19 protein-coding genes are annotated in these 21,814 nt (G+C 56.3%); 6 read left to right on the forward strand and 13 right to left on the reverse strand.

Going from position 1 to position 21,814, the window contains the following annotated elements:
* Positions 1–138: 138 nt before the first annotated feature.
* Positions 139–1,146: a nucleoid-associated protein YejK gene (yejK, locus tag ACCC84_RS07255; RefSeq protein ID WP_198773446.1), complete on the forward strand. Its 1,008-nt coding sequence runs from the start codon at positions 139–141 to the stop codon at positions 1,144–1,146.
* A 92-nt stretch (positions 1,147–1,238) separates the two neighbouring features.
* On the opposite strand, the gene rplY is transcribed toward yejK, so the two are convergent.
* Positions 1,239–1,523 carry a 50S ribosomal protein L25 gene (gene rplY / locus ACCC84_RS07260; protein ID WP_004960703.1) on the reverse strand — a complete coding sequence of 95 codons (285 nt, stop codon included), beginning with the start codon at positions 1,521–1,523 and terminating at the stop codon, positions 1,239–1,241.
* Between the two features lie 173 nt (positions 1,524–1,696).
* Positions 1,697–3,454 (reverse strand): DNA repair helicase RadD, encoded by a 1,758-nt coding sequence (gene radD / locus ACCC84_RS07265; protein WP_371901685.1) that lies wholly within the window; start codon positions 3,452–3,454, stop codon positions 1,697–1,699.
* A 256-nt stretch (positions 3,455–3,710) separates the two neighbouring features.
* On the opposite strand from radD, the gene rsuA reads away from it, so the two are divergent.
* The 3 genes from rsuA (at position 3,711) to ACCC84_RS07280 (ending at position 6,601) form a co-directional block, all read left to right on the forward strand.
* Positions 3,711–4,424, forward strand: coding sequence for a 16S rRNA pseudouridine(516) synthase RsuA (gene rsuA / locus ACCC84_RS07270; RefSeq protein ID WP_004960707.1), 714 nt, complete (start codon positions 3,711–3,713; stop codon positions 4,422–4,424).
* A gap of 34 nt (positions 4,425–4,458) precedes the next feature.
* Positions 4,459–5,670: a Bcr/CflA family multidrug efflux MFS transporter gene (locus tag ACCC84_RS07275; protein ID WP_039991894.1), complete on the forward strand. Its 1,212-nt coding sequence runs from the start codon at positions 4,459–4,461 to the stop codon at positions 5,668–5,670.
* Between the two features lie 586 nt (positions 5,671–6,256).
* Positions 6,257–6,601 (forward strand): YejG family protein, encoded by a 345-nt coding sequence (locus tag ACCC84_RS07280; protein WP_004960716.1) that lies wholly within the window; start codon positions 6,257–6,259, stop codon positions 6,599–6,601.
* 8 nt (positions 6,602–6,609) lie between these two features.
* Here the strand turns inward: ACCC84_RS07280 and yejF are convergent, their stop codons facing one another.
* The 9 genes from yejF to ACCC84_RS07325 all read right to left on the reverse strand — a co-directional run bounded on the left by yejF (position 6,610) and on the right by ACCC84_RS07325 (position 17,439).
* Positions 6,610–8,202 (reverse strand): microcin C ABC transporter ATP-binding protein YejF, encoded by a 1,593-nt coding sequence (gene yejF / locus ACCC84_RS07285; RefSeq protein ID WP_371901686.1) that lies wholly within the window; start codon positions 8,200–8,202, stop codon positions 6,610–6,612.
* A 1-nt stretch (position 8,203) separates the two neighbouring features.
* Complete coding sequence (locus ACCC84_RS07290) at positions 8,204–9,229, reverse strand: ABC transporter permease (RefSeq protein ID WP_004960721.1); 1,026 nt, start codon at positions 9,227–9,229, stop codon at positions 8,204–8,206.
* Complete coding sequence (locus ACCC84_RS07295) at positions 9,226–10,302, reverse strand: microcin C ABC transporter permease YejB (RefSeq protein WP_004960725.1); 1,077 nt, start codon at positions 10,300–10,302, stop codon at positions 9,226–9,228. Before ACCC84_RS07295 ends, ACCC84_RS07290 begins: the two co-directional genes overlap by 4 nt.
* 10 nt (positions 10,303–10,312) lie before the next feature.
* The gene (locus ACCC84_RS07300) at positions 10,313–12,121 is read right to left on the reverse strand and encodes an extracellular solute-binding protein (protein WP_371901687.1); all 1,809 of its coding nucleotides are present in this window, start codon (positions 12,119–12,121) and stop codon (positions 10,313–10,315) included.
* A gap of 81 nt (positions 12,122–12,202) precedes the next feature.
* The gene (gene pdeN, locus ACCC84_RS07305; protein ID WP_198773443.1) at positions 12,203–13,798 is read right to left on the reverse strand and encodes a cyclic di-3',5'-guanosine monophosphate phosphodiesterase PdeN; all 1,596 of its coding nucleotides are present in this window, start codon (positions 13,796–13,798) and stop codon (positions 12,203–12,205) included.
* A gap of 101 nt (positions 13,799–13,899) precedes the next feature.
* Positions 13,900–14,565 carry a TetR/AcrR family transcriptional regulator gene (locus ACCC84_RS07310; RefSeq protein WP_004960736.1) on the reverse strand — a complete coding sequence of 222 codons (666 nt, stop codon included), beginning with the start codon at positions 14,563–14,565 and terminating at the stop codon, positions 13,900–13,902.
* Between the two features lie 156 nt (positions 14,566–14,721).
* Positions 14,722–15,297: a bifunctional murein DD-endopeptidase/murein LD-carboxypeptidase gene (mepS, locus tag ACCC84_RS07315; RefSeq protein WP_004960739.1), complete on the reverse strand. Its 576-nt coding sequence runs from the start codon at positions 15,295–15,297 to the stop codon at positions 14,722–14,724.
* A gap of 414 nt (positions 15,298–15,711) precedes the next feature.
* Positions 15,712–16,416, reverse strand: a complete 705-nt coding sequence (locus tag ACCC84_RS07320) for a phosphatase PAP2 family protein (RefSeq protein ID WP_004960745.1) — start codon at positions 16,414–16,416, stop codon at positions 15,712–15,714.
* Positions 16,417–16,464: 48 nt separating this feature from the next.
* Complete coding sequence (locus tag ACCC84_RS07325; RefSeq protein WP_039991896.1) at positions 16,465–17,439, reverse strand: CobW family GTP-binding protein; 975 nt, start codon at positions 17,437–17,439, stop codon at positions 16,465–16,467.
* A 319-nt stretch (positions 17,440–17,758) separates the two neighbouring features.
* Here ACCC84_RS07325 and ACCC84_RS07330 point away from each other — a divergent pair, with 319 nt between their 5' ends.
* Positions 17,759–18,070 carry a YmdA family protein gene (locus ACCC84_RS07330; RefSeq protein WP_004960753.1) on the forward strand — a complete coding sequence of 104 codons (312 nt, stop codon included), beginning with the start codon at positions 17,759–17,761 and terminating at the stop codon, positions 18,068–18,070.
* A 51-nt stretch (positions 18,071–18,121) separates the two neighbouring features.
* Here the strand turns inward: ACCC84_RS07330 and ACCC84_RS07335 are convergent, their stop codons facing one another.
* Positions 18,122–19,597 carry a mannitol dehydrogenase family protein gene (locus ACCC84_RS07335; RefSeq protein WP_039991897.1) on the reverse strand — a complete coding sequence of 492 codons (1,476 nt, stop codon included), beginning with the start codon at positions 19,595–19,597 and terminating at the stop codon, positions 18,122–18,124.
* Between the two features lie 314 nt (positions 19,598–19,911).
* On the opposite strand from ACCC84_RS07335, the gene uxuA reads away from it, so the two are divergent.
* Positions 19,912–21,105 (forward strand): mannonate dehydratase, encoded by a 1,194-nt coding sequence (uxuA, locus tag ACCC84_RS07340; RefSeq protein WP_198773441.1) that lies wholly within the window; start codon positions 19,912–19,914, stop codon positions 21,103–21,105.
* A gap of 131 nt (positions 21,106–21,236) precedes the next feature.
* On the opposite strand, the gene yeiP is transcribed toward uxuA, so the two are convergent.
* On the reverse strand, positions 21,237–21,809 hold the full coding sequence (gene yeiP, locus ACCC84_RS07345) for an elongation factor P-like protein YeiP (RefSeq protein ID WP_004960762.1): 573 nt from the start codon (positions 21,807–21,809) through the stop codon (positions 21,237–21,239).
* Positions 21,810–21,814 lie beyond the last annotated feature (5 nt).

The following is a 21,814-nucleotide window of genomic DNA, read 5'->3' on the forward strand; positions in this document are numbered from 1 at the left end:
CAAAGTCCCATATCTTACCGTATAGGGCCGTGATTTTCCGCTCTAATTTATCGCGACCTGCGGATCGTCGCCATCTTTCAATTGCAGCTCTCTGCCTTCGGTGTTTGAATACGCGCTCAAAGAACAGGAGGATTTATCATGAGTCTGGATATTGACCAGATCGCACTGCACCAGTTGGTAAAACGCGACGAACAAACGCTGGATGTGGTGCTGCGCGATTCCCTTCTTCCCGCCAATGCGGCAGTGGAAGAGATGATGGCGGAGCTGCACCGCGTTTACAGCGCCAAAAGCAAGGCTTACGGCCTGTTCAATGAAGAGAGCGAGTTGGCGCAGGCGTTGCGGACCTGCCGCAAGGGCGACGAAGATTTCCTGGCATTCAGCCGTGCCGCCACCGGACGTCTGCGCGACGAGCTGGCAAAATATCCGTTTGCCGAGAGCGGCGTGGTACTGTTCGGCCAATACCGTTACCTGGCGGTGGAGTATTTGCTGATCGCGGTGCTCAACAGCTGCAACAGTATGCGCGTCAACGAAGAGCTGGACATCAGCACCACCCATTATCTGGACATCAACCACGCGGATATCGTTGCGCGCGTTGATTTGACCGAATGGGAAACCAACCCGGAATCCACCCGTTATCTGACCTTCCTCAAAGGGCGGGTTGGCCGCAAGGTGTCCGATTTCTTTATGGACTTCCTGGCGGCGGCCGAGGGCCTGGACACCAAGGCGCAAAACCGTGGGCTGTTGCAGGCGGTAGACGATTACTGTGCCGATGCGCAACTGGACAAAAACGAACGGCAGAGCGTGCGTCAGCAGGTGTACAGCTATTGCAACGAGCAGTTGCAGGCAGGGGAAGAGATTGAACTGCAAGCGCTGTCGGCGGAAATCGCCCCGCTGGGCGAAAAAGACTTTTTGCAATTTTCCAGCGAGCAGGGTTACGAACTGGAAGACAGTTTCCCGGCGGATCGCGGCACCTTGCGCCAACTGACCAAGTTTGCCGGCAGCGGCGGCGGCATCAGTCTCAACTTTGACGCGATGTTGCTGGGCGAGCGCATTTTCTGGGACGCGGCCACCGACACCTTGACCATCCGGGGCACGCCACCCAATCTGCGCGACCAGCTACAGCGTCGGTTGAACGGTGGCAAATAGTGCCAGCGGATCGCAGACAATAAAAAACGCCGCATTTGCGGCGTTTTTTACTTCGGCGTCCCGAAATACTAAAGCTCGATAACGTTGTGCGATTAAGCGCGAACGAAGTCGATGTGGGTCAGTTTTGGCTTGAAAGCGTGACGCTGTACAGCCTGAACTTTAACTTTAGTTTCTTTGCCGTCGACAACCAGAACGATAGCTTCAGCGTAGAACTCTGGTTTAGCTTCCATGTTCTTGACAGAATCATGGTCTAATTCGATAGCGATTGCAGCGTCTTTGCCACCGTAGATGATAGCGGGGAACTTGTTAGCTGCACGCAGGCGGCGGCTCGCACCCTTACCCTGCTCTTTACGTACTTCTGCATTGATAGTGAACATTGTTTTTTCTCTCGAAAGAAAATTTACCCTGCTACAGGCGACCCAGTAACAGGTTCGATAAAGCAGTTTTACTCGCGTTTACGCCGGGCGGACCCGGGTAAAGCGGGCGGCATTTTAACGGAAAGCCACCGCCAGGGCAATGAAAACCTGCCGGTCAGGCGGGGGGATGGCGGTCAATACAGTTGGTTGGCTCGCCGGAAACGCCCCTGATAATCAAATACCTTTTCGCGAATTTGCCAGAACTGGCCGCGTTTGCGCGCCACGACGAAATCAGGATGGCGCAGCAACGCCTGCTGCCTGAGAATATCGGCGGCATGCTGCCAACTGAAGGGCACCCCCGGCGCACGCTGGTGTGGGCGTAGAAACAGCATTTCAAACGCCTTGCGCTGTGCCGGCGTCTGCAGGCGGAAACGTTCGCTGGTGCTGGTGCCGTCTTCGTCGTAATAGGTGGCCTTCAGCCATTCGCCCTTATCATCGCGGCCGCTGTCCAGCGTCATGCCGCCGCAGCGCAGCACCAGCGCATCTTTCAGCTTCAGCGCCGCCTTCAGCATATCGTCAGGATCGACCAGTACTTCCTGACATTGGTGGCAGCGGCGGGCGGCAATGTCGTTTTCTGCCCCGCAGTGCGGGCAGCTTTTGAAACGGAAGCGATAATCGCACTGTTCGCGCTGGCCGTCATCATCCTCCATCCAGCCCTGGCAGCGGCGGCCATAATGCTCGATGATGTCGCCGTTGTCGGTGCATTTGCCCCAGAATAAGTTGGCGAAACCGCAGGCCGGGCAGAAGACCTGTACCGGCTGACTGTCGCCGTGCGGTTTGCGCACGCCGACTTCCGGTGTAAACAGGTCATGCGGATTGCCGGCGTAATCGAGGATCAGGCAATCGTGCTTGTCCGGCGCCAGCCGCAGACCACGCCCGACGATTTGCTGATACAGGCTGACCGATTCGGTCGGACGCAGAATGGCGATCAGATCGACATGCGGCGCGTCAAAGCCGGTGGTCAGTACCGCGACGTTGACCAGATAGCGCAACTGCTGGCGCTTGAAGGCCTCGATCAGCGCATCGCGCTCGGCCGGCGGCGTTTCCGCGCTGACCAGCGCCGCCTCACCCTGCGGCAATAAACCGTGGATCTCGCGCGCATGCTCGACGGTGGAGGCAAAAATCATCACCCCCTTGCGGCTGTCGGCATATTCGACAATCTGACTGATGATGTGCGGTGTGATGCGGTTTTGCTGCTTCAATTCCCGGTTCAACGCGGCCTCGCTGAACAAACCTTGATCGTTGGCCTGCAAGCGGCTGAAATCGTATTGCACGATGGGCATATCGAGCCGCTCCGGCGGCACCAGATAGCCGTTTTTGATCATGTAGCGCAGCGGCAGTTCATAAATACAGTCGCGAAACAGCGCGTTGGCGTCGCCGCGCGTGAAGCCGTGGTAGTGAAACTGATAAATCCAGCCCTTGCCGAGTCGATAGGGGGTGGCGGTCAGACCCAGCAGCCGCAGCTGCGGGTTGCTGCGCTGCAAATGCTGGATGATTTGCTGGTACTGGCTGTCGTCATCGTCGCTGATGCGGTGGCACTCGTCGATAATCAACAGTGAAAATGCGCCGTCGAACAGTGGCAGATTGCGCGCCACGGACTGTACGCTGCCGAACACCACCTTACCGGCGCTCTGCTTTTGTTGCAGACCGGCGGCGAAAATATCGGCCTCCAGGCCATACGCGCAGTATTTGGCGTGGTTTTGCGCTACCAGCTCCTTGACGTGCGCCAGTACCAGCACCCGCGCGCGCGCGCGCTTCGCCAGTTCGGCGATCACCAGGCTCTTGCCGGCACCGGTCGGCAGGACGATCAGCGCCGGTTCGGGGTGTTGACGAAAATGGGTGATAGTGGCTTCGACCGCCTCCAACTGATAGGGGCGTAGGGTGAATGCCATGAAATAACGCCTCTGGCCGTAAAAATATTCCGCGTATAGTACCGTTTGTGCGCATTGGTTGCGACCAACAGCAAAATTGCCCTGTCATGGCACCGTTTCCACCGCTATAATCATCGGACAGCAATCGCTGTTTCCCCACGCGATTTTACTGATTCACCCTCTCCGAGCCGGCCATTGCACCTGATGCAACGGTGGTTCGTCATATTTTAGCGATACGATCAAAGCGATCATAACAACGACAGGCAAAGCAGACCCCATGCGACTGGACAAGTTTTTATCTCAGCAGTTAGGTATCAGCCGCGCGCTGGTAGCGCGTGAACTCCGAGCAAAGCGCGTCACCGTTGACGGTGAAGTGGTAAGAAGCGGGGCGCTGAAGCTGACGCCGGAAACGGAAGTGGCGTTTGACGGCAATGTGCTGGAACAGCTGAACGGGCCGCGCTACTTCATGCTCAATAAACCGCAGGGATATGTCTGCTCCACTGACGATCCCGATCATCCCACCGTGCTGTATTTTCTTGAAGAGCCGGTGGCCTACAAGCTGCATGCCGCCGGACGACTGGATATCGATACCACCGGCCTGGTGCTGATGACCGACGACGGCCAGTGGTCGCACCGTATCACCTCGCCGAAGCATCACTGCGAGAAAACCTATCTGGTGACCCTGGAGCAGCCGTTGGCGGCAGACACCGCGTCGCATTTTGCCGCAGGGGTGCAACTGCATAATGAAAAAGATCTGACCCGGCCGGCGCAACTGGAACAGCTTGACGAACATCGGGTGCGCCTGACCATCAGCGAAGGGCGTTATCACCAGGTGAAGCGCATGTTTGCAGCGGTCGGCAACCGTGTGGTTGACCTGCATCGCGAACGCATTGGCGCCATCAGGCTGGACGACGATTTGGCGCCGGGCGAATACCGCCCGCTGACCGAGGAAGAGATCGCCAGCGTCGGCGCTCCGCATTTACAAGATTAATTAACCGCTGCGGCTGATAAAGGAGTCGTTGAACGTGCAACAGAACCGGACCTCTCATCTGGGTTTAATCTTTATATTGGGCTTGCTGTCGATGCTGATGCCGTTGGCGATAGACATGTACTTGCCCAGTATGCCGGTAATCGCCAGGGAATTCGGCGTTGAACCAGGGCGGGTGCAAATGACGCTTAGCGCCTATATGTTCGGTTTCGCCATCGGTCAGCTGTTCTATGGGCCGATGTCGGACAGCATCGGCCGCAAGCCGGTGATCCTGTGGGGCACGTTGATCTTTGCCCTGGCCGGCTGTGCGTGCGCGATGGCCGACTCGGTGGAACAGCTGGTCAACCTGCGTTTTCTGCACGGTCTGGCGGCTGCGGCGGCCAGCGTGGTGATTAATGCCCTGATGCGCGACATGTTCACCAAGGACGAATTCTCGCGCATGATGTCGTTCGTCATTCTGGTGATGACCATCGCGCCGTTGCTGGCGCCGATGATCGGCGGTGCGCTGCTGTTGTGGTTCAGCTGGCACGCGATCTTCTGGAGCATGGGAGCGGCGGCGCTGATCGGCTCGCTGCTGGTGGCGCTGTACATCAAGGAAACCCTGCCCAAAGAGCGGCGGCAAAAATTCCATTTGCGTACCACGTTGGGCAACTTTGGCTCGCTGTTTCGCCATAAACGGGTGCTGAGCTATATGCTGGCCAGCGCCTTCTCGTTTGCCGGCATGTTCTCGTTCCTCAGCGCCGGGCCGTTTGTCTACATCGAGCTGAACCACGTCTCACCGCAGCATTTTGGTTACTACTTTGCGCTGAACATCGTATTCCTGTTCCTGACCACGTTGGTCAACAGCCGCAACGTGCGCCGTTTTGGTGCCATCAACATGTTCCGACTGGGGCTGATGGTGCAGTTGGCGATGGGCATCTGGTTGCTGGTGGTCAGCGCGGCCGATCTGGGCTTCTGGTCGCTGGTGCTGGGCGTGGCGGTCTATCTTGGCTGCATTGCGATGATCTCTTCCAACGCCATGGCGGTGATCCTCGATGACTTCCCGCATATGGCCGGCACCGCATCCTCGCTGGCCGGTACGCTGCGGTTCAGCATCGGCGCCATCGTCGGGGCACTGCTGTCGCTGGTGCCGGGCAAAACGGCATGGCCGATGGTGATCTCGATGGCGCTGTGCAGCATTATCGCCGTATTGTTCTATTTGTATGCCAGCCGTCCTCGCCATAACCGGGTCAAACCGGTCGCAGTATAGTCACTTGGCCGGGGCGAACCGCATCGCCCCGCACTTTCCCCTGTAATTTCAGCCGTTGCCGAGAGTTGCAATCTTTCTTTTGTTGCTAAATATAAGTCAGCTAATTAAACGCTGATTAAATGCGCTGCGGCTTTTTTGCTAAAAAAAGCGCTGCCAGCGCGGGGTGACGATCGGTGTTAAACCTGTATCGTGGCTGGCGCTGCGGCGGGGGAATAGAGGTGTCAGCATTATTAATCAGTGGGTTAAGCACATGTTTATGACGGCAGCCCAGATGGTAATGTTTAAACAATGTAAAATTATGGCGATGGAAAAGTAATCGTTATGCAAGAGAAAAGGGTTGAGATTGTAAGCGGAAAGGGTTACATATAACGCAAAAATGCGAGCTGAGTCGCAAAATGCCGTGGAACACGCGCATGCAGTCAGTAAAAAAATGCGAAATCAGCGAGTACAGGGTGTCGTTAACTGTTTGTGACAAATTTTACGTTTTGATAACGTACATTCACGGCAGAGTCAGTATCTAACGGCTATAACTTAGTTACCCTGTATGTAAAAAAAATGTTTCATCTTTTCAAACTAGGGATTTCATGTGGATAGTATCCAACTTTCGGTAGTGCATCGCTTACCGCAAAGTTATCGTTGGCTAACGGGGTTTACCGGCGTCAAGGTTGAACCGATTCCGCTAAGCGGCTTAGACGAAGATAACAACCTGATCGGCCTGAAGCTGCTGAGCCATGACGGCAATGAAGCCTGGCGCGTAATGCAACAGCTCAAAACCTCTCTGCAAGAGATCCAGGTTGACTGCGCGGTGGTGGAATGGGAAGGGCAGCCTTGCCTGTTTGTTCATCGCTGTGACGAAAGCGCAACCATGTGCCGGTTAAAAAACGTCGGTGCGGCGATCGCCGAGCCAATGAGCGCACAATATCCCTTCTAGCTACCGCGTTAATCCGCCAACTGCAATAACTGTTGCGTATAGTCTGCGGCAGGCGCAGTAAAGATCGCCTGGCAGTCGCCCTGTTCCACTACTTCGCCCTGACGCAGTACGATCAGCTGATGACACAGCGAGCGCACCACCTGCAAATCATGGCTGATAAACAGATAGGCCAATCGGTGGCGCTGCTGCAACGTTTTCAGCAGCGTCAGGATCTGGGCCTGCACCGACTTGTCCAGCGAAGAGGTCGGTTCGTCGAGGATCAGCAGCCGAGGCTGTAAAATCAGCGCGCGGGCAATGGCGATGCGTTGGCGTTGCCCACCGGAAAACTCGCTCGGATAACGATGGCGTAGCGCCGGATCCAGCCCGACCTCCTGCAATGCGGCAATCACCCGTTGTTCACGCTGTTGCGCGCCGAGTTGCTGATGGACTTCCAATCCTTCGGCGACGATCTGCTGCACATTGAGCCGCGGATTGAGCGCCGAATAAGGATCCTGGAACACAATCTGCATCTGGCTGCGATAGGGTAGCAGCTGTTTCATATTGAGCTGATGCAGCGGTTGGCCATTAAACCAGATGGCGCCGCGCGAGGTCAGCAGACGCAGCAACGCCAGCCCGGTGGTGCTTTTACCCGATCCCGATTCGCCGACCAGGCCGACGCTTTCCCCTGATTTCAGGCTGAAACTCAGATCCTTCAAGGCGTAATGCTGACCGACCGTACGCCGCAACAGGCCGCGACGAATCGGGAAGCTGACCTGCAAGTTTTCTACCCGCAACAGCGGGGCGGCATCGGCCGGCAGCGGCAGCGGATCGCCGACCTCCTCGGCGGCCAACAGCTGCTGCGTATAGGCATGTTGCGGCGCATAGAACAACCGTTGACGGCTGTTCTGTTCCACGCATTGCCCCTGCCGCATCACCGCCACGTTATCTGCCAGGCGACGCACGATGTTCAGGTTATGGGTAATAAACAGCAGGCTCATGCCCAATTCCTGCTTCAGCTCTTTCAGCAGCAGCAGGATCTGCGCCTGGATGGTGACATCCAGCGCGGTGGTTGGCTCATCGGCGATCAGCAGTTTGGGTTGGGTCAATACCGCCATGGCAATCATTACCCGCTGCCGTTCGCCGCCGGAAAGCTGGTGCGGATAATCTTTCAACCGACCTTTGGCGTTGCGGATGCCGACCCGATCGAGACATTGAACGATCTCTGCTCGCGTCGCGTCGCGCCGCATGCCACGGTGCAGCATCAGCACTTCTGCCAGTTGTTTTTCGATGGTGTGCAACGGGTTGAGTGATACCATCGGCTCCTGAAAAATCATTGAAATCTGATTGCCGCGCACCTGGCGCAGCTCGGCTTCGCTGGTGTGCAGCAATGAACGCCCGTTGAAATGGATGTCGCCGCCCTGATACACCACCGGCGGTGTGGGCAGCAGGCGCAGCACCGACAGCGCGGTCACGCTTTTGCCCGAGCCGGACTCACCGACCAGCGCCAGCGTTTCGCCGTGTTCGATCTGTAATGAAACGCCGTTGACTACCTGGTTTAGCGCCTCGCCGTGGCGGAAAGCGACGCTAAGATCCTGAATCGAGAGCAGGGGAGTGCTAGCCATATCAATATGCCTTGCCGGGATCGAAGGCGTCGCGTACCGCTTCGCCGATGAAGATTAACAGAGACAGCAGCAGCGCCAGCACCAGAAACGCGGTAATGCCGAGCCAGGGCGCTTGCAGGTTGTTTTTGCCTTGCAACAGCAGTTCGCCGAGCGAGGGCGAGCCGATGGGCAGGCCAAACCCGAGGAAATCCAGCGAGGTCAGCGTGGTGATGGAGCCGCACAAAATGAACGGTAAGAAGGTCAGCGTTGCCACCATGGCGTTGGGCAGCATATGGCGATGCATGATAGTACGATCGGGCACGCCCATCGCCCGCGCCGCACGAATGTAATCATGGTTACGGGCGCGCAGGAACTCGGCGCGCACCACCCCCACCAGGCTCATCCAGCCAAACAGAATGGTAATCGCCAGCAGCCACCAAAAGTTCGGCTGCACGATGCTCGACAGCAGAATAATCAAAAACAGCGTCGGCATGCCAGACCACACTTCGATAAAACGCTGTCCCCACAGATCGAGACGGCCGCCGTAATAGCCCTGTATCGCGCCGACGCAAATGCCGATGACGCTCGACACCAGCGTCAGCGCCAGCCCGAACAGCATGGAAATGCGAAAACCGTACAGCACGCGCGCCAGCACGTCACTGCCATTGCTGTCGGTGCCCAGCAGGTTATGGCGCGACGGCGCAGACGGGAAGGGCACGTCGGTAGCAAAATTGATGGTAGCGTAGCTGAAGCGGATCGGCGCCCACAGCGCCCAGCCGTGCTGCTCTATCTGGCGGAGAACGAACGGATCCTGATAATCGGTGGTGGTTTGCAGCTCGCCGCCGAAGGTGGTTTCGCTGTAATCAACCATCACCGGCAGCAGCCAGCGACCGTCGTAGCGCACCAGCAGCGGCTTGTCGTTAGCGATCAGGTTCGCCGCCAGGCTGAGTACAAACAGCAGCAGAAAAATCCACAGCGACCAATAGCCGCGACGGTTGTTACGAAAGCGCGCCCAGCGCGCCTGATTGATCGGGCTTAGGCGACTCATTGGCGGGCCTCAAAATCAATGCGCGGATCGACCAGCGTGTAGGTAATATCGCTCAGAATATTCAGCAGCAGGCCAATCAGGGTGAAAATGTACAGCGTACCGAACATCACCGGGTAGTCACGCTGCAGGGTGGCATCGTAGCCCAGCAGGCCGAGGCCGTTGAGGGAAAACATCACTTCTATCAGCAGAGAGCCGGTGAAGAACATGCTGATAAAAGTGGCCGGGAAGCCGGCGATCACCAACAGCATTGCATTGCGAAACACGTGACGATAGAGGATTTTCTGTTCGTCCAGTCCCTTGGCGCGCGCGGTGACCACATACTGTTTGCGCACCTCGTCGAGAAAGGCGTTCTTGGTCAGCATGGTCAGGGTGGCAAAGCCGCCGATCACCGTCGCCAGTACCGGCAGCGTAATATGCCACAGATAATCGGTGATTTTCCCGTACCAGGGTAGGGTGTCGAAATTGCTGGAAACCAGCCCGCGCAGCGGGAACCAGTCCAGATAGCTGCCGCCGGCGAACACCACGATCAGAATAATGGCGAACAGAAACGCCGGTATGGCGTAGCCGATGATGATCAGGCTGCTGCTCCAGGTGTCGAACGCGCTGCCGTTACGCACCGCCTTGCGAATGCCAAGCGGGATCGACACCAGGTAAATGATCAACGTGCTCCACAGTCCGAGCGTGATCGAGACCGGCATGCTTTGGCCGATCAGCTGCATTACCGACGCGCCGCGAAACAGGCTGTCGCCGAAATCCAGACGGGCATAGTTCCAGAGCATGGTGAAGTAGCGCTCATGCAACGGCTTGTCGAAGCCGTAGCGCTGGGTGATTTCGGCGATCACTTCAGGATCCAGCCCGCGCGATCCACGGTACTGGCTTTCCGGGCGCGCATGGCCAAGACCGTCACTGACGCCGCCACCACCAAAGCCGCTGGTATGGCCGAGTTCGATGGCGGCAATCGCCTGATCTACCGGTCCTCCGGGGGCTATTTGCACGATAAAGAAGTTGATGGTGATGATGGCCCACAGGGTCGGGATCACCAAAAGCAGTCTGCGAATCAGATAAGCGCCCACCGGTTGCCCCTTATTGCTGCTGAGCCGGCAAACGCGCGGCTTTATTGACGTCGAACCACCAATTGTCGAAGCCGATGTCATAGGCAGGGCGGATGGCCGGCAGCGAGAACTTGTCCCAGAAGGCGTAGCGATCGTGGTTGGAGTACCACATCGGCAGCATGTAGTGATTCCAGGTCAACACCCGATCGAGCGCCCTGCCGAGCGGCAGCAGGGCTTGCTCATTGCCCTGATTTTTGGCGATCTGTGCAAGCAGCGCATCTACCGCCGGATCGCTGACGCCCGGCGTGTTATAGCTTGAATCGATATAGGCGGAACCCCAGTATATCTGGAGGTCGGCGCTCGGGAACGGCATCGCCGGATAGACGGTCGACACCATATCGAAGTCACGGTTACGGACGCGGCGGGTGTACTGGCTGGCGTCGATTTCGCGGATCTCCATGGTGATGCCGAGCCGTTGCAGGTTGTGCTGGAACGGCAACACGTACTGGAAGTTGCTGCCGCTCAGCAGCAACAGCTCAAACACCAACGGTTGGCCGGTTTTGCCGTTGACCAGACGCTGGTCTTTCACTTGCCAGCCGGCATCCTTCAGCAACTGTGTGGCTTTCAGCAGATTTTGACGATCGTTACCGCTGCCGTCGGAGGTGGGGGGTTGATAAATGGTGGTAAACACCTCCGGCGGCACTTGGCCTTTCAGCGGGGCCAGCTGCGCGAGCTCGGCGGCATCCGGATAACCTTTGGCGGCGTAGGGGGTGTTCTGGAAATAACTGTTGGTGCGTTGATAGGCGTTGTAATACAGCGCTTTGTTCATCCAGTCGAAGTCGAACGCCAGTGAAATGGCTTCACGCACCCGGCGATCGGCAAACTGCGGCCGTTTAATATTGAACGCCAGCCAGCGGGCGTTTTGCGCCGCTTCGTTGGTTTCATCATGCTTGATGATGTAATTGCGGGCAAAGTTGCCCCCCTGGTACTGGGTGGCCCAGCTTTTTGGCGAACCTTCGGCGCGGAAGTCGTAGGCGCCGGCCTTGAAGGCTTCCAATGCCACCTTGTCATCCAGGTAATAATCGTAACGCAGGCTATCAAAATTAAAGCGTCCGCGGTTGACCGGCAGATCTGCCGCCCAGTAATCGCGAACCCGCTGATAGGTGATGTATTGGCCGAGGCGGTAGCTGCCGATCTTATACGGGCCGCTGCCGAGCGGCGGTGTGCCAAGCGGTTGGTTCAGCGGGTGGTTTTTCCAAAAGCTTTCGGGCATTACCGGCAGGCTGAGCAGGCTGAGCATCTGTTCGCGATTCGGCTTGGGCAGTTCAATGCGCACCGTCAGACGCGAAATGGCCTTGACCGTCACCCCTTTGTAGTAGGAGCGGAATTGCGGCACCCCTTCGGTCATGAATTTGCCAAAGGTGAAGGCTACGTCGTTGGCGGTGATCGGGCTGCCGTCATGGAAGCGGGCGCGGGCGTTGATGTCCAGCTCCATCCAGCGCATGTCCTGCGGATAGCGTGCCGATTCGGCAACCAGCGGGTAATAACTGGCCGGTTCGTCATGCGATTGGGTGAACAGGGAATCGTACAGTTCGCCGGTGCGCTGGCCGGGGACGCCGCGGCTGGCGTAGCGGTTGAAGTTGTCGTAGGTGCCGATAGCCGCCAGCCGGACACTACCCCCTTTGGGCGCCGCCGGATTGACGTAGTCATAATGGCTGAAGTTGGCAGAGTATTTCGGCTCGCCGAGCAGAGCGAAAGCGTATCCTTCGTTGATGGCTTCGGCCTGTGAAGTAAAACTCAGTGCCGAAAGCACCAGAGCAGCAAAAACGCGCATGGACATTTTTACGGTAAGCTCCTGCTGTGTAATCAATTAAACAGCGCACAGCATATCATTGCCAGCTGCGGCATGGGGTAAAGAAGTTTAAATATCGGCCAAGGCATCGGTCTGGTGTGGATACACCGCGTTAACGCCGCAAAACTCGACAAATGCCTCTGCGCTCAACGGCTTGCTGAAGTAATAACCTTGCATGAAGTTGACGCCATGCTGGTATAAATAGTGCCGTTGTTCCGCGGTTTCAACGCCTTCCGCCACGGTTTGCATCTTGAGTTTTTTTGCCAGCGTCAATACCGCATCCAGCACCGGGGCGGTGACCGTGTCCTGACCGATGGTGCTGACGAAGCCACGGTCGATCTTCAGATAGTCCATGCTAAAGCGCTCCAGGTAAATCAGCGCGCTGTGTCCGGTGCCAAAATCATCGATCGCCACCTCGATGCCTTGCCGGTGCAGCCAGTCAAATTCCGCCAGCGCGCTCTGTTCTTCCAGCATGCCGCGTTCGGTAATTTCAAACACCAGGGTGAAATGATCGGCCGGCAATTGCGCCAGCAGTGCACGTACATCCTGGTGGAACGACGGGGCGCTGAGATGGTGGGGAGAGAGGTTGAGTCCCAGTTTGGCTCCGCGCGGCAGCACCGTCGCCAATCGGGGCGCATCTGTGGCTATCAGCGTAAACAGATGACGAGTCAGCGGCACAATCAGATCTTCGCTCTCCGCGTAGGGAATGAATAAATCCGGCGGAATGCGTCCTTCGATCGGATGCTGCCAGCGAATCAATGCCTCCAGCCCGGAAACCGCGTTGCTGGCGCTATGTAATACCGGCTGGTATTCGACAAAAAATTCGTTGTGCCTGATAGCGCGCATCATCGCGCGTTCAGGGCTCTGGCGCAGCATCAGCATGTAATAGCACAGCACGCCGATCAGCAGTGACAATACCAGGCTGCCCAGTACCGTCAGGCGTATATCGTTAGGGGTCAACTTTTCGTTATAAAACTGAATGGCCAATGGATAACCGGGAATCGACAGCCGGTAGGAACGGCCGTTCGGCAGTTGATCCAGCGAGAGCAGGTCGGGACCAAAGGTGGTCAGGGCGCGGTTGCCCATAATGATGGCAATGCCGGGCGCTTCTTCATCATGCGAAGTAAACAGCAGGTACGGCAGCAAATCGATATCCAGCGTTGCCAGCACGCCAGTGTTCTCCGCGCCAGGCTGGCGCAGCCATACGGCGACCGCCGGTTTGTCGGGCACCATCGGCGTGCCTTGCTGCAATTTGAGGTCGAGTGGCTGATGCCAGTTAAGATCCGGGTAAATGTCCCTCATCGCCAGCATCATGTCGCCAGTGGCGGATGAACAGTAGGCATAGCCGTTCTTGATCAGCAGGAAAGTGCGCACGCCGCTGGTGAACGCGGCCTGATAGGTAATGTCGGCCTGCATGGTCAGACAGGGTTTGTCGGTCAGCGAGGTCAGCTCGCGCATGGTGTCGGTCAGGTGGTTAAGGTAGTTGACGGTAAACTTCTGCGTCCGCTGCTCCACCAGGCGCTGATATTGTGCGCGCTGATGATCGATTAAAAATAGCGTCACCGAGATAAACAGCAGAAAAAAGACCAGGGCGGCAACGGTACTTTTAATCAGGCTGCGCCGACGGTGTGAAACATGGCGCGCGAATGCTCTTTTTAAGCCCATAAACCTGCCCCCTGAGCATGGCATAACAGTCTGTTTTTATTATAGCGGCAGCTTTTACTATATCTCATTAACCGCGATCTGGTCATTTTTGCCGGCAGGCGTTAGTCGCACTTCAAATAACGCATCACCACCTCCACCGTCATTTGGCGGTAATAGGCCAGCTTTTCTTCTGCCGAGCGGTTGCCTTCAAACAACGTGTCGAAGGTGTACTGGTTCGCGGCGTAGTGAAAGCAGAGCGAACTGATCACCCGGTGCAGGTCACGGGCATTCACCTGCGAGTCGAACAGCATCTGCCGTTTGCCGCGCAGCAGTATTTCCTCCAGCGTGTGTAAGGCGCTGGTATTGAGCAGTTTCAGTTTTTCCGACTGGCGGGCATATTGCCCGCGTTGCATATTCTCCATGCTGACCAGGCGGATGAACGCCGGGTGCGCGGCGTGATAGGTGAAACTGGCTTCAACCAACCGCTGCATTGCCGCTTTTGGTTCCACCGTCGCCAGATTAAGCGCAATTTCATCCTGACGAATATGGGCATAGGCATATTCCAGGACGGCAATATACAAAGATTGTTTATTTTTAAAGTGATAGACCACCATGCGCTTGGTGGTTTCGGCTTGCTCGGCAATCCGTTCCAGCCGCGCGCCTTTCAGGCCGGCCTCGGAAAACTCGGTCAGGGCGCTTTCGAAGATACGCTGTTTCAGGCCTTCAGGATCGTTTTTACGTGTGCCTTTCGGGGATGTTTCGCGGGTAGCGCTCAAAGTCGGCTCCATTACCTGGCGGATTCAGTAAACTGAAATCTTGTCACAATTTAAAAGCAGACGGTAGAAAGTGCAAATTTAACCGGCATATAGCAGAAAAAAACGCCGCCCACGAGGGGCGGCGCTAGTTCGTTCGTTTGGGATTCTGGACTTCGGACGGGTTGCGACTCAGCTGCTGGTGAGCACTCGCCGCGCTTCGCGATAACGTTTATTCCAATAGTTATCGGTCAGCTTCGATATCATCACGCCGCTGCTGGTAGAGGCATGAACGAATTGATCGTTACCCAGGTAGATGCCGACATGACGTCCGGTTGAACCGGCGCGGAACAGCACCAGATCGCCAGGGCGCAATTTGGTTCGCTGGATCTTCTTGCCGACGTCTTCCTGACCGTAGGTCGAGCGCGGCAGATCCATACCAAACTGTTCGCGGAACGTTCGCTGTACAAACGCCGAGCAATCGATGCCACGCTTGGTTTCACCGCCTAAGCGGTAACGAACGCCTTTCCAGTCAGCATACTGGTCCATAATTTTTGACTTGATGTCAACATTACGCACCATCGCTTCGAATTCATCCTGAGACGCTTGCAGTAAAAGACCGTTTTTGTCATTAACTGCATGCGTCTCAGTTTGTGCGTTATCCAAGTTCGATGTGTGAGTCGTACTACATGCGGAGAGCAGAATCGCTGCCGCAACGGCAGGTACCAACCGCAAAACATATCTCAGAAAAGGTTGAGATGTGACCATTGTTATTGTTTTCCCTTGAAGTCCTTAACGACGGATGTCGCTATCAGAAAATGCCAAACGAAACGAGACTAGTCTGCTGCTGTTTCACCGACAATCAGTTACCGCTGAAAATGTGCTGGAACGCACAGTTTTCCTTGGTTTCTTACTGAAAGGCAGTAAACCAGATATAAACGTTGTTGAGATTACCGGAACGAATAGGGGATTGCGAGACTTTTTTCGGCGCTTTTTTATATAAAATAGCGATGTAACATAATGTAAATATTCATATAAAAAAGCAAAGCTGATTCTGTCGGCAATTTGTTGCAAATCAGGCGGTGAAAGGGGATGGCGGGCGATAGATGCGGATAGCCTAGCGCGGATGGAATCCGCCTGACGGCGGCGCGGCCTTCAGGCGGTCATAACGGTCTCTTATGGCTACTGCGGGCGATTTTTCCCAGGGAGTCGGCGATTCAAACCGTTAATCAAGGCATCGCAGGCCGGCGTCATCAGCCACCAACTGGCACCAACCAGCACCACCGACAGGGAGCCGACGGCAATATCGGTAAACCAGTGCGCGCCAATCATCACGCGCGGCAATGAAAATACCACGGTAATCAGCACGGCGCAGGCAAATGCCCAAACGTTAAAGTAACGCAGCATAAAACAGGCAAAAATCATCAGCATCATGCCGTGATCGCCAGGGAAACTGTCCCACGAAGCATCTTTGGTGGGGATACCGGTCAATTCGCTAACGCGATTGACGTGTTCAAAGCTGACCGACGGGCTGGGGTGTTTTACCGGCAACAGGTGACCCAACTGGTTGAGCACCACTGCGGTCAGCAACATCACGATGCCGGTGACCAGCAGACGACGGCGCCCGGCGGCGTCTTGTTTGAGGAAAAAATAGAGATACAGCAGGCCCATGGCGATCAGCGAAATGCCGTCAAATGCGCGGTTATTGGTGATGGCCACCAGATGCAAAAACGCCGGGTCGGTCGCCAGATGGCGATTGAAGAAGAAGAAAATTGCCGAGTCCAGCGCAAACCACTGGCCGTGATTCGCCGGCAAGTACCAGGATAAAAAAAGCGCGATGCCCAGTATATTGAGCAACAGGATGATCGGTAAATTGCGGCGCGTCATGAAATAACCTGTATCTATAGTCTAAAAACGGGAACAACGGTAAAACCATTAACTTAAACGAATCTTAAACAGATCGGATTGCAGCGCATTCCAATCGGCATCGGCGCTGTGGATCAGTTCAATACGGCTGTCGAGCGGGGCGCCCGGGCGGGTTTCGATGCTGAAATCCTGTCCTTGACGGTTTACCAGCAGCGTGCCTTCATTAATGCGTACCACCGCTTTGGCGCGGTCAACCGGCGCCAGCCGCACCCATTCCATCATGCCGATGGTGTCGAATTCGGTGTCGCCGTCAAAAATCCATCCGCAGGCGGTATAACCCTGTCCCTGATTCAGCGCACGGCGCCAGCGGCTGTTTTCCGGCAGGCGCAAGGCCGCCAGACCCTGGCTTTTGCCGTGCGTATGATGATGCTGCGCATCCGGCAATGCTGTGCTATTTGTGCGAGGGCGGTCGAGCAGCTCCACCGCCAATCGGCCGTGCTCGATGCTCAAGAGCGGGCGCTCGCCGGCAAACTGCGTTTGCCAGGCTTGTAATGCCTCAACGTCCTGCGGCTGCCAGGTATCGCTTTTATTGGCGATGATAATGTCGGCTGCCGCCAGTTGATCGCGAAAATTCTCGTTTTCCCTGTAGCGGGCGTCGCTGAGTTGACGCGGATCCAGCAGGCACAGCGTGGCGCGTAAATCAATCCAACCGCCATAGGTTTCCTGTGTCAGCAACGACAGGATCTGCTTCGGATGCCCGAGGCCGGTGGGCTCAATCAATAAACGATCGGGTTTGGACTGCTGCAACAGCATGTTTAACCCGACCTGCATCGGCAATCCATTCACGCAGCACATGCACCCGCCCGGGATCTCTTTCAAAACGGCGCCGCTGTCGGCCAGCAAGGCGCCATCGATACCGATTTCGCCAAATTCATTTACCAGCACCGCCCAGCGTTCATTTTCTGGTTTATTTGCCAACAGGTGGCGGATGGTCGTGGTTTTGCCGCTGCCGAGGAAACCGGTGATCAGGTTGGTTTTTGTCATGGATATCATCCTGATGTTAATGGATTTAACATATTAATCATTAAGGCTAATTGTACGTTTTATCAGCACCAGGCCGGCCGGCGTGTTCCGCGTCACAAATATGGCAGATAAAGATGCCGCTTTCTGGCGTCGAAATCCCTCTTACGTTACAAGAAAATTCCTATTAAAAACCATGTATTAGGAGGGGGCTCTATTTGTTATTAGCTTGTTTTCATGTAGTTAATTACCCAATTACTCAACAAATATACTGCCTTACCTTGCGATTATTCTTAGGAAGATCCTCTATGTTTAAATTGGCTTAATTAAAAGTGAGGTTGCCATGAATACCCGTCGGTTTATCACGATCGTAGGACTTGCAGTTTCATGGATAGCAGGCAGTCATGCCGAAACCAACGGCGGAGTGATTTATTTCTCCGGCGCCATTGTGGAGAGCCCTTGCACGCTTTCCGTCACTGAGACAACTGCCAATACGCAATGTTATCGCAACGGACGCCACTATCAAAGCCGACAGCACACCCTGTCACACTTCGATACCACCCGCAAAAACCTTCCACTGAATTTAGGTTCGACAGAAATGGGCTGGGTGAACCAACAACAAAAACTGGCCGTCATGACGGTGGTCTACCGCTAATCCCCTACGCCGTGCCGGGTCGATTGGCCCGGCACGGCAGCTCGGACATGCTTACGCCTGGTTAACCCAGTCCTGTACCGTCTGACGGGCACCCCGATCGCGTAGTGACAGGTAGGCTTGGGTCACCGAGTCAACAAACCGTTGATCCTTTGGCAACTGCTCGCCAAACACATTGCTCAGCGCCAACAGCGCCTGAACCCGACTTTCATCATCCGGCGTGCTGCTAACCACCTGTTGCAGGCTGTTGAGCAGCGGATCGCGGATATCAATGGCATTGCCAGCATCGTCAACGCCGCCGACATAGCGCATCCAGCCAGCGACCCCCAGCGCCAGACCGGCGAAGCTGCCGCCGTGCTGCAAATGCCAACGTACCGAATCCAGCATGCGTTGCGGCAGTTTTTGCGTACCGTCCATGGCAATTTGCCAGGTGCGATGCTGCAAGGCCGGGTTGCTGTAGCGGGCGATCAATCGATCGGCGTAGGCGGCCAGATCGATGCCGCTTACGCTCAAGGTCGGCGCCTGCTCTGCCAGCATCAGACGGTGGGCGGCCTGTCGGTAGTGATCATCCGTCATGCAGTCGTTGATGTATTGATAGCCGCCGAGATAACCGAGGTAAGCCAGGAACGAGTGGCTGCCGTTCAGCATACGCAGCTTCATCTGCTCGAACGGCAGTACGTCGTCCACCAACTGCGCACCGGCCACTTGCCAATCCGGGCGTCCGGCGACAAAGTTGTCTTCCACTACCCACTGGATGAACGGTTCGCAGGCGATGGCGCATTCATCACGCACTCCACCGAGCGCAGCGGCGATTTCATCCAGCGTTTCAGGCGTGGCGGCCGGTACGATACGGTCAACCATGGTGCTGGGGAAGGTGACGTGGGCGGCGATCCAGTCGGCCAATGCGGCGTCGCGCGCCTGCGCCAGACCAATGACCGCATTGCGTACCACGTGGCCGTTTTCCGGAATATTGTCGCATGACAGCACGGTAAATGCCGGTAGCCCACGTTGTCGGCGCAGATGCAGCGCTTCAACCAGAATGCCCGGCACGCTGCTCGGCTGTGCCGGGTTGGCCAGATCGTCACGGATGGCCTGATGCTGCAAATCCAGTCGACCGCTGCCGGGTTCGATGCAGTAGCCTTTTTCGGTAATGGTCATTGACACAATTGCCACCTGCGGTTCCGCCAGCTTCGCCAGCACCGCGTCGATGCCTTCCAGCTTGCGGTGCACGCTTTCATGCACTGCGCCGATAATGATGGCCTGATTACCGTCGGCGCCTTTTTCCAGCACCGTATAGCAATGCGCCTGCTGGCGCAGTGCTTCAAACAGCTTGTCGCCGCCGTATTGGCTGATCTCGCATAGCCCCCAATCGCCACCCTGGCGTTCAAGCACGCGATCGGTCAACAGCGCCTGATGAGCGCGATGAAATGCGCCAAAGCCAATATGCACAATGCGGCTGCGCAACGCGCTGCGATCGTAAGTGGGCTGCCGTACGTTGGCGGGAAGCGGCTGGTTGGCGATAGTCTTCATGCAAAGCTCCATAGCAAGGTAAAGGATTCGGGGTTGCCGGCAAAAGTTATCAGACCAGTTGGTCGAGCGGTATACGCTGAATTTCACGCTAGCCAGCATCGATCTGTCCACTTAGCGCTGCTGATTGTTGTCTCCAAAATAGATTGGAAGCGTGAGGTGGATCAACCAAATAACGATTCTGTTTTGACAGCCTGCTGCGAAGGAGTAAGGTTAAAGCTGAATGATATCTATCGCAAGTTGGTATAACAGCATTGTCTGAAATGTGCGATCTGCCTCACCACTGCGCAGTCAATAACCCAAACAAGGATAACGGTATGGAACAAACGTGGCGTTGGTACGGGCCGAATGACCCGGTTTCTCTTGATGATGTCCGCCAGGCCGGGGCTACCGGGGTCGTCACCGCTCTGCATCATATTGCCAACGGCCAGGTTTGGCCGGTCGAAGAGATCAGGGCGCGCCAGGCGCAGCTGGCTGAAAAAGGGCTGGTGTGGTCGGTGGTGGAAAGCATCCCGGTGCACGAAGAGATCAAGACCCACAGCGGTGACTATCAACGGCATATCAGCAACTATCAGCAGTCGCTGCGTAATCTGGCGGCGTGTGGCATTGACACCGTATGCTACAACTTTATGCCGATCCTCGACTGGACGCGTACCGATCTGGAATACACCCTGCCGGATGGATCAAAAGCGCTCCGCTTCGATCAGATCGCGTTCGCGGCGTTCGATCTGCATATTTTGCAGCGCGCCGGGGCAGACAAAGATTACAGCGAACAGGAACAGGCGCAGGCGGCGGCCTATTTCAAGGCGATGAGCGAGGCGGAAATCGCCAGGCTGACCGGCAATATCATCGCCGGCCTGCCGGGTGCGGAAGAGGGCTATACCCTCGATCAATTCCGTGCGCGACTGGCAGAGTATGACGCCATCGACAAGGCGCAACTGCGTGAAAACATGGCCTACTTCCTGCGTGCCATCGTACCGGTGGCGGAAGAGTCCGGCATACGACTGGCGGTACACCCGGACGATCCGCCGCGGCCAATCCTCGGCCTGCCGCGCATCGTTTCCACCCTTGAAGACATGCAATGGCTGAAAAGCACCGTCGACAGCATCCACAACGGATTTACCATGTGTACCGGCTCGTATGGCGTCCGCGCCGATAACGATCTGGTGAAAATGATCGAAACTTTCGGCGATCGTATCCATTTCACCCACTTGCGTGCCACCTGTCGTGAAGAAAACCCGAAAACCTTCCACGAGGGCGCCCACCTGCACGGCGATGTCGATATGGTGGCGGTGATTGAGGCGATCCTCAGCGAAGAGCAGCGCCGTCTGCGAGCCGGAGATCGCCGGCCGATCCCGATGCGTCCGGATCACGGTCACCAGATGCTGGATGACTTGAAGAAGAAAACCAACCCGGGCTATTCGGCGATTGGGCGGTTGAAGGGATTGGCGGAAATTCGCGGCGTCGAACTGGCGCTCAAGCGGCGCTTCTTCCCGGATCTGTTGCCATAAGCAGCAACAAGGTCCAATGGATTTCACGCTGCGGCCAGGCGCCAGGCGCACGAATCCCCAGCCGTCTGCATCAATCAGTGACTGGGGTGAGCGTTTGCCGCCAACCACGCGGCAGCGTGAAAGACGATGGGCTAGTCTGCGCGGCTCATGTAGCGGCGTTCGGCGATATGAATCCGGATCTTGTCACCGGTGCTGAGGTATTCCGGTACGTGGATCACCAGGCCGGTTGCCATGGTCGCCGGCTTGTTGCGTGCGCTGGCTGAAGCCCCCTTGATGCCTGGCGCGGTTTCCACAATTTCCATATCCACGGTTTGCGGCAGTTCCAGCGCCAGTACCTGGCCGTCCAGCGTCAGTACCTGCATGCCTGGCAGACCCGCTTCTGGAATAAACAGCAGTTCTTCTTCGATCTGCTCTTTCTTGAAAATGTATGGGGTGTAGTCCTCTTCGTCCATAAAGACGTATTCTTCGCCATCGATGTACGAGAAGGTGACTTTGCGACGTGACAGCGAGATGGTATCGAGAATATCGTCGCCTTTAAAACGCTCTTCAACTTTCAAACCGGTGCGTACGTCCGAAAAGCGCATTTTGTATAGCGTACTGGCGCCACGGGCGCTTGGGCTCTGCACGTCGATGTCTTTCACCAGCAGCAGTTTGCCGTTGTAGCTGATCGCCATGCCGCGTTTGATTTCGTTAGCTCTTGCCATAAAAA

This window comes from Serratia odorifera (assembly GCF_041448735.1).
Taxonomy (GTDB): domain Bacteria; phylum Pseudomonadota; class Gammaproteobacteria; order Enterobacterales; family Enterobacteriaceae; genus Serratia_F; species Serratia_F odorifera.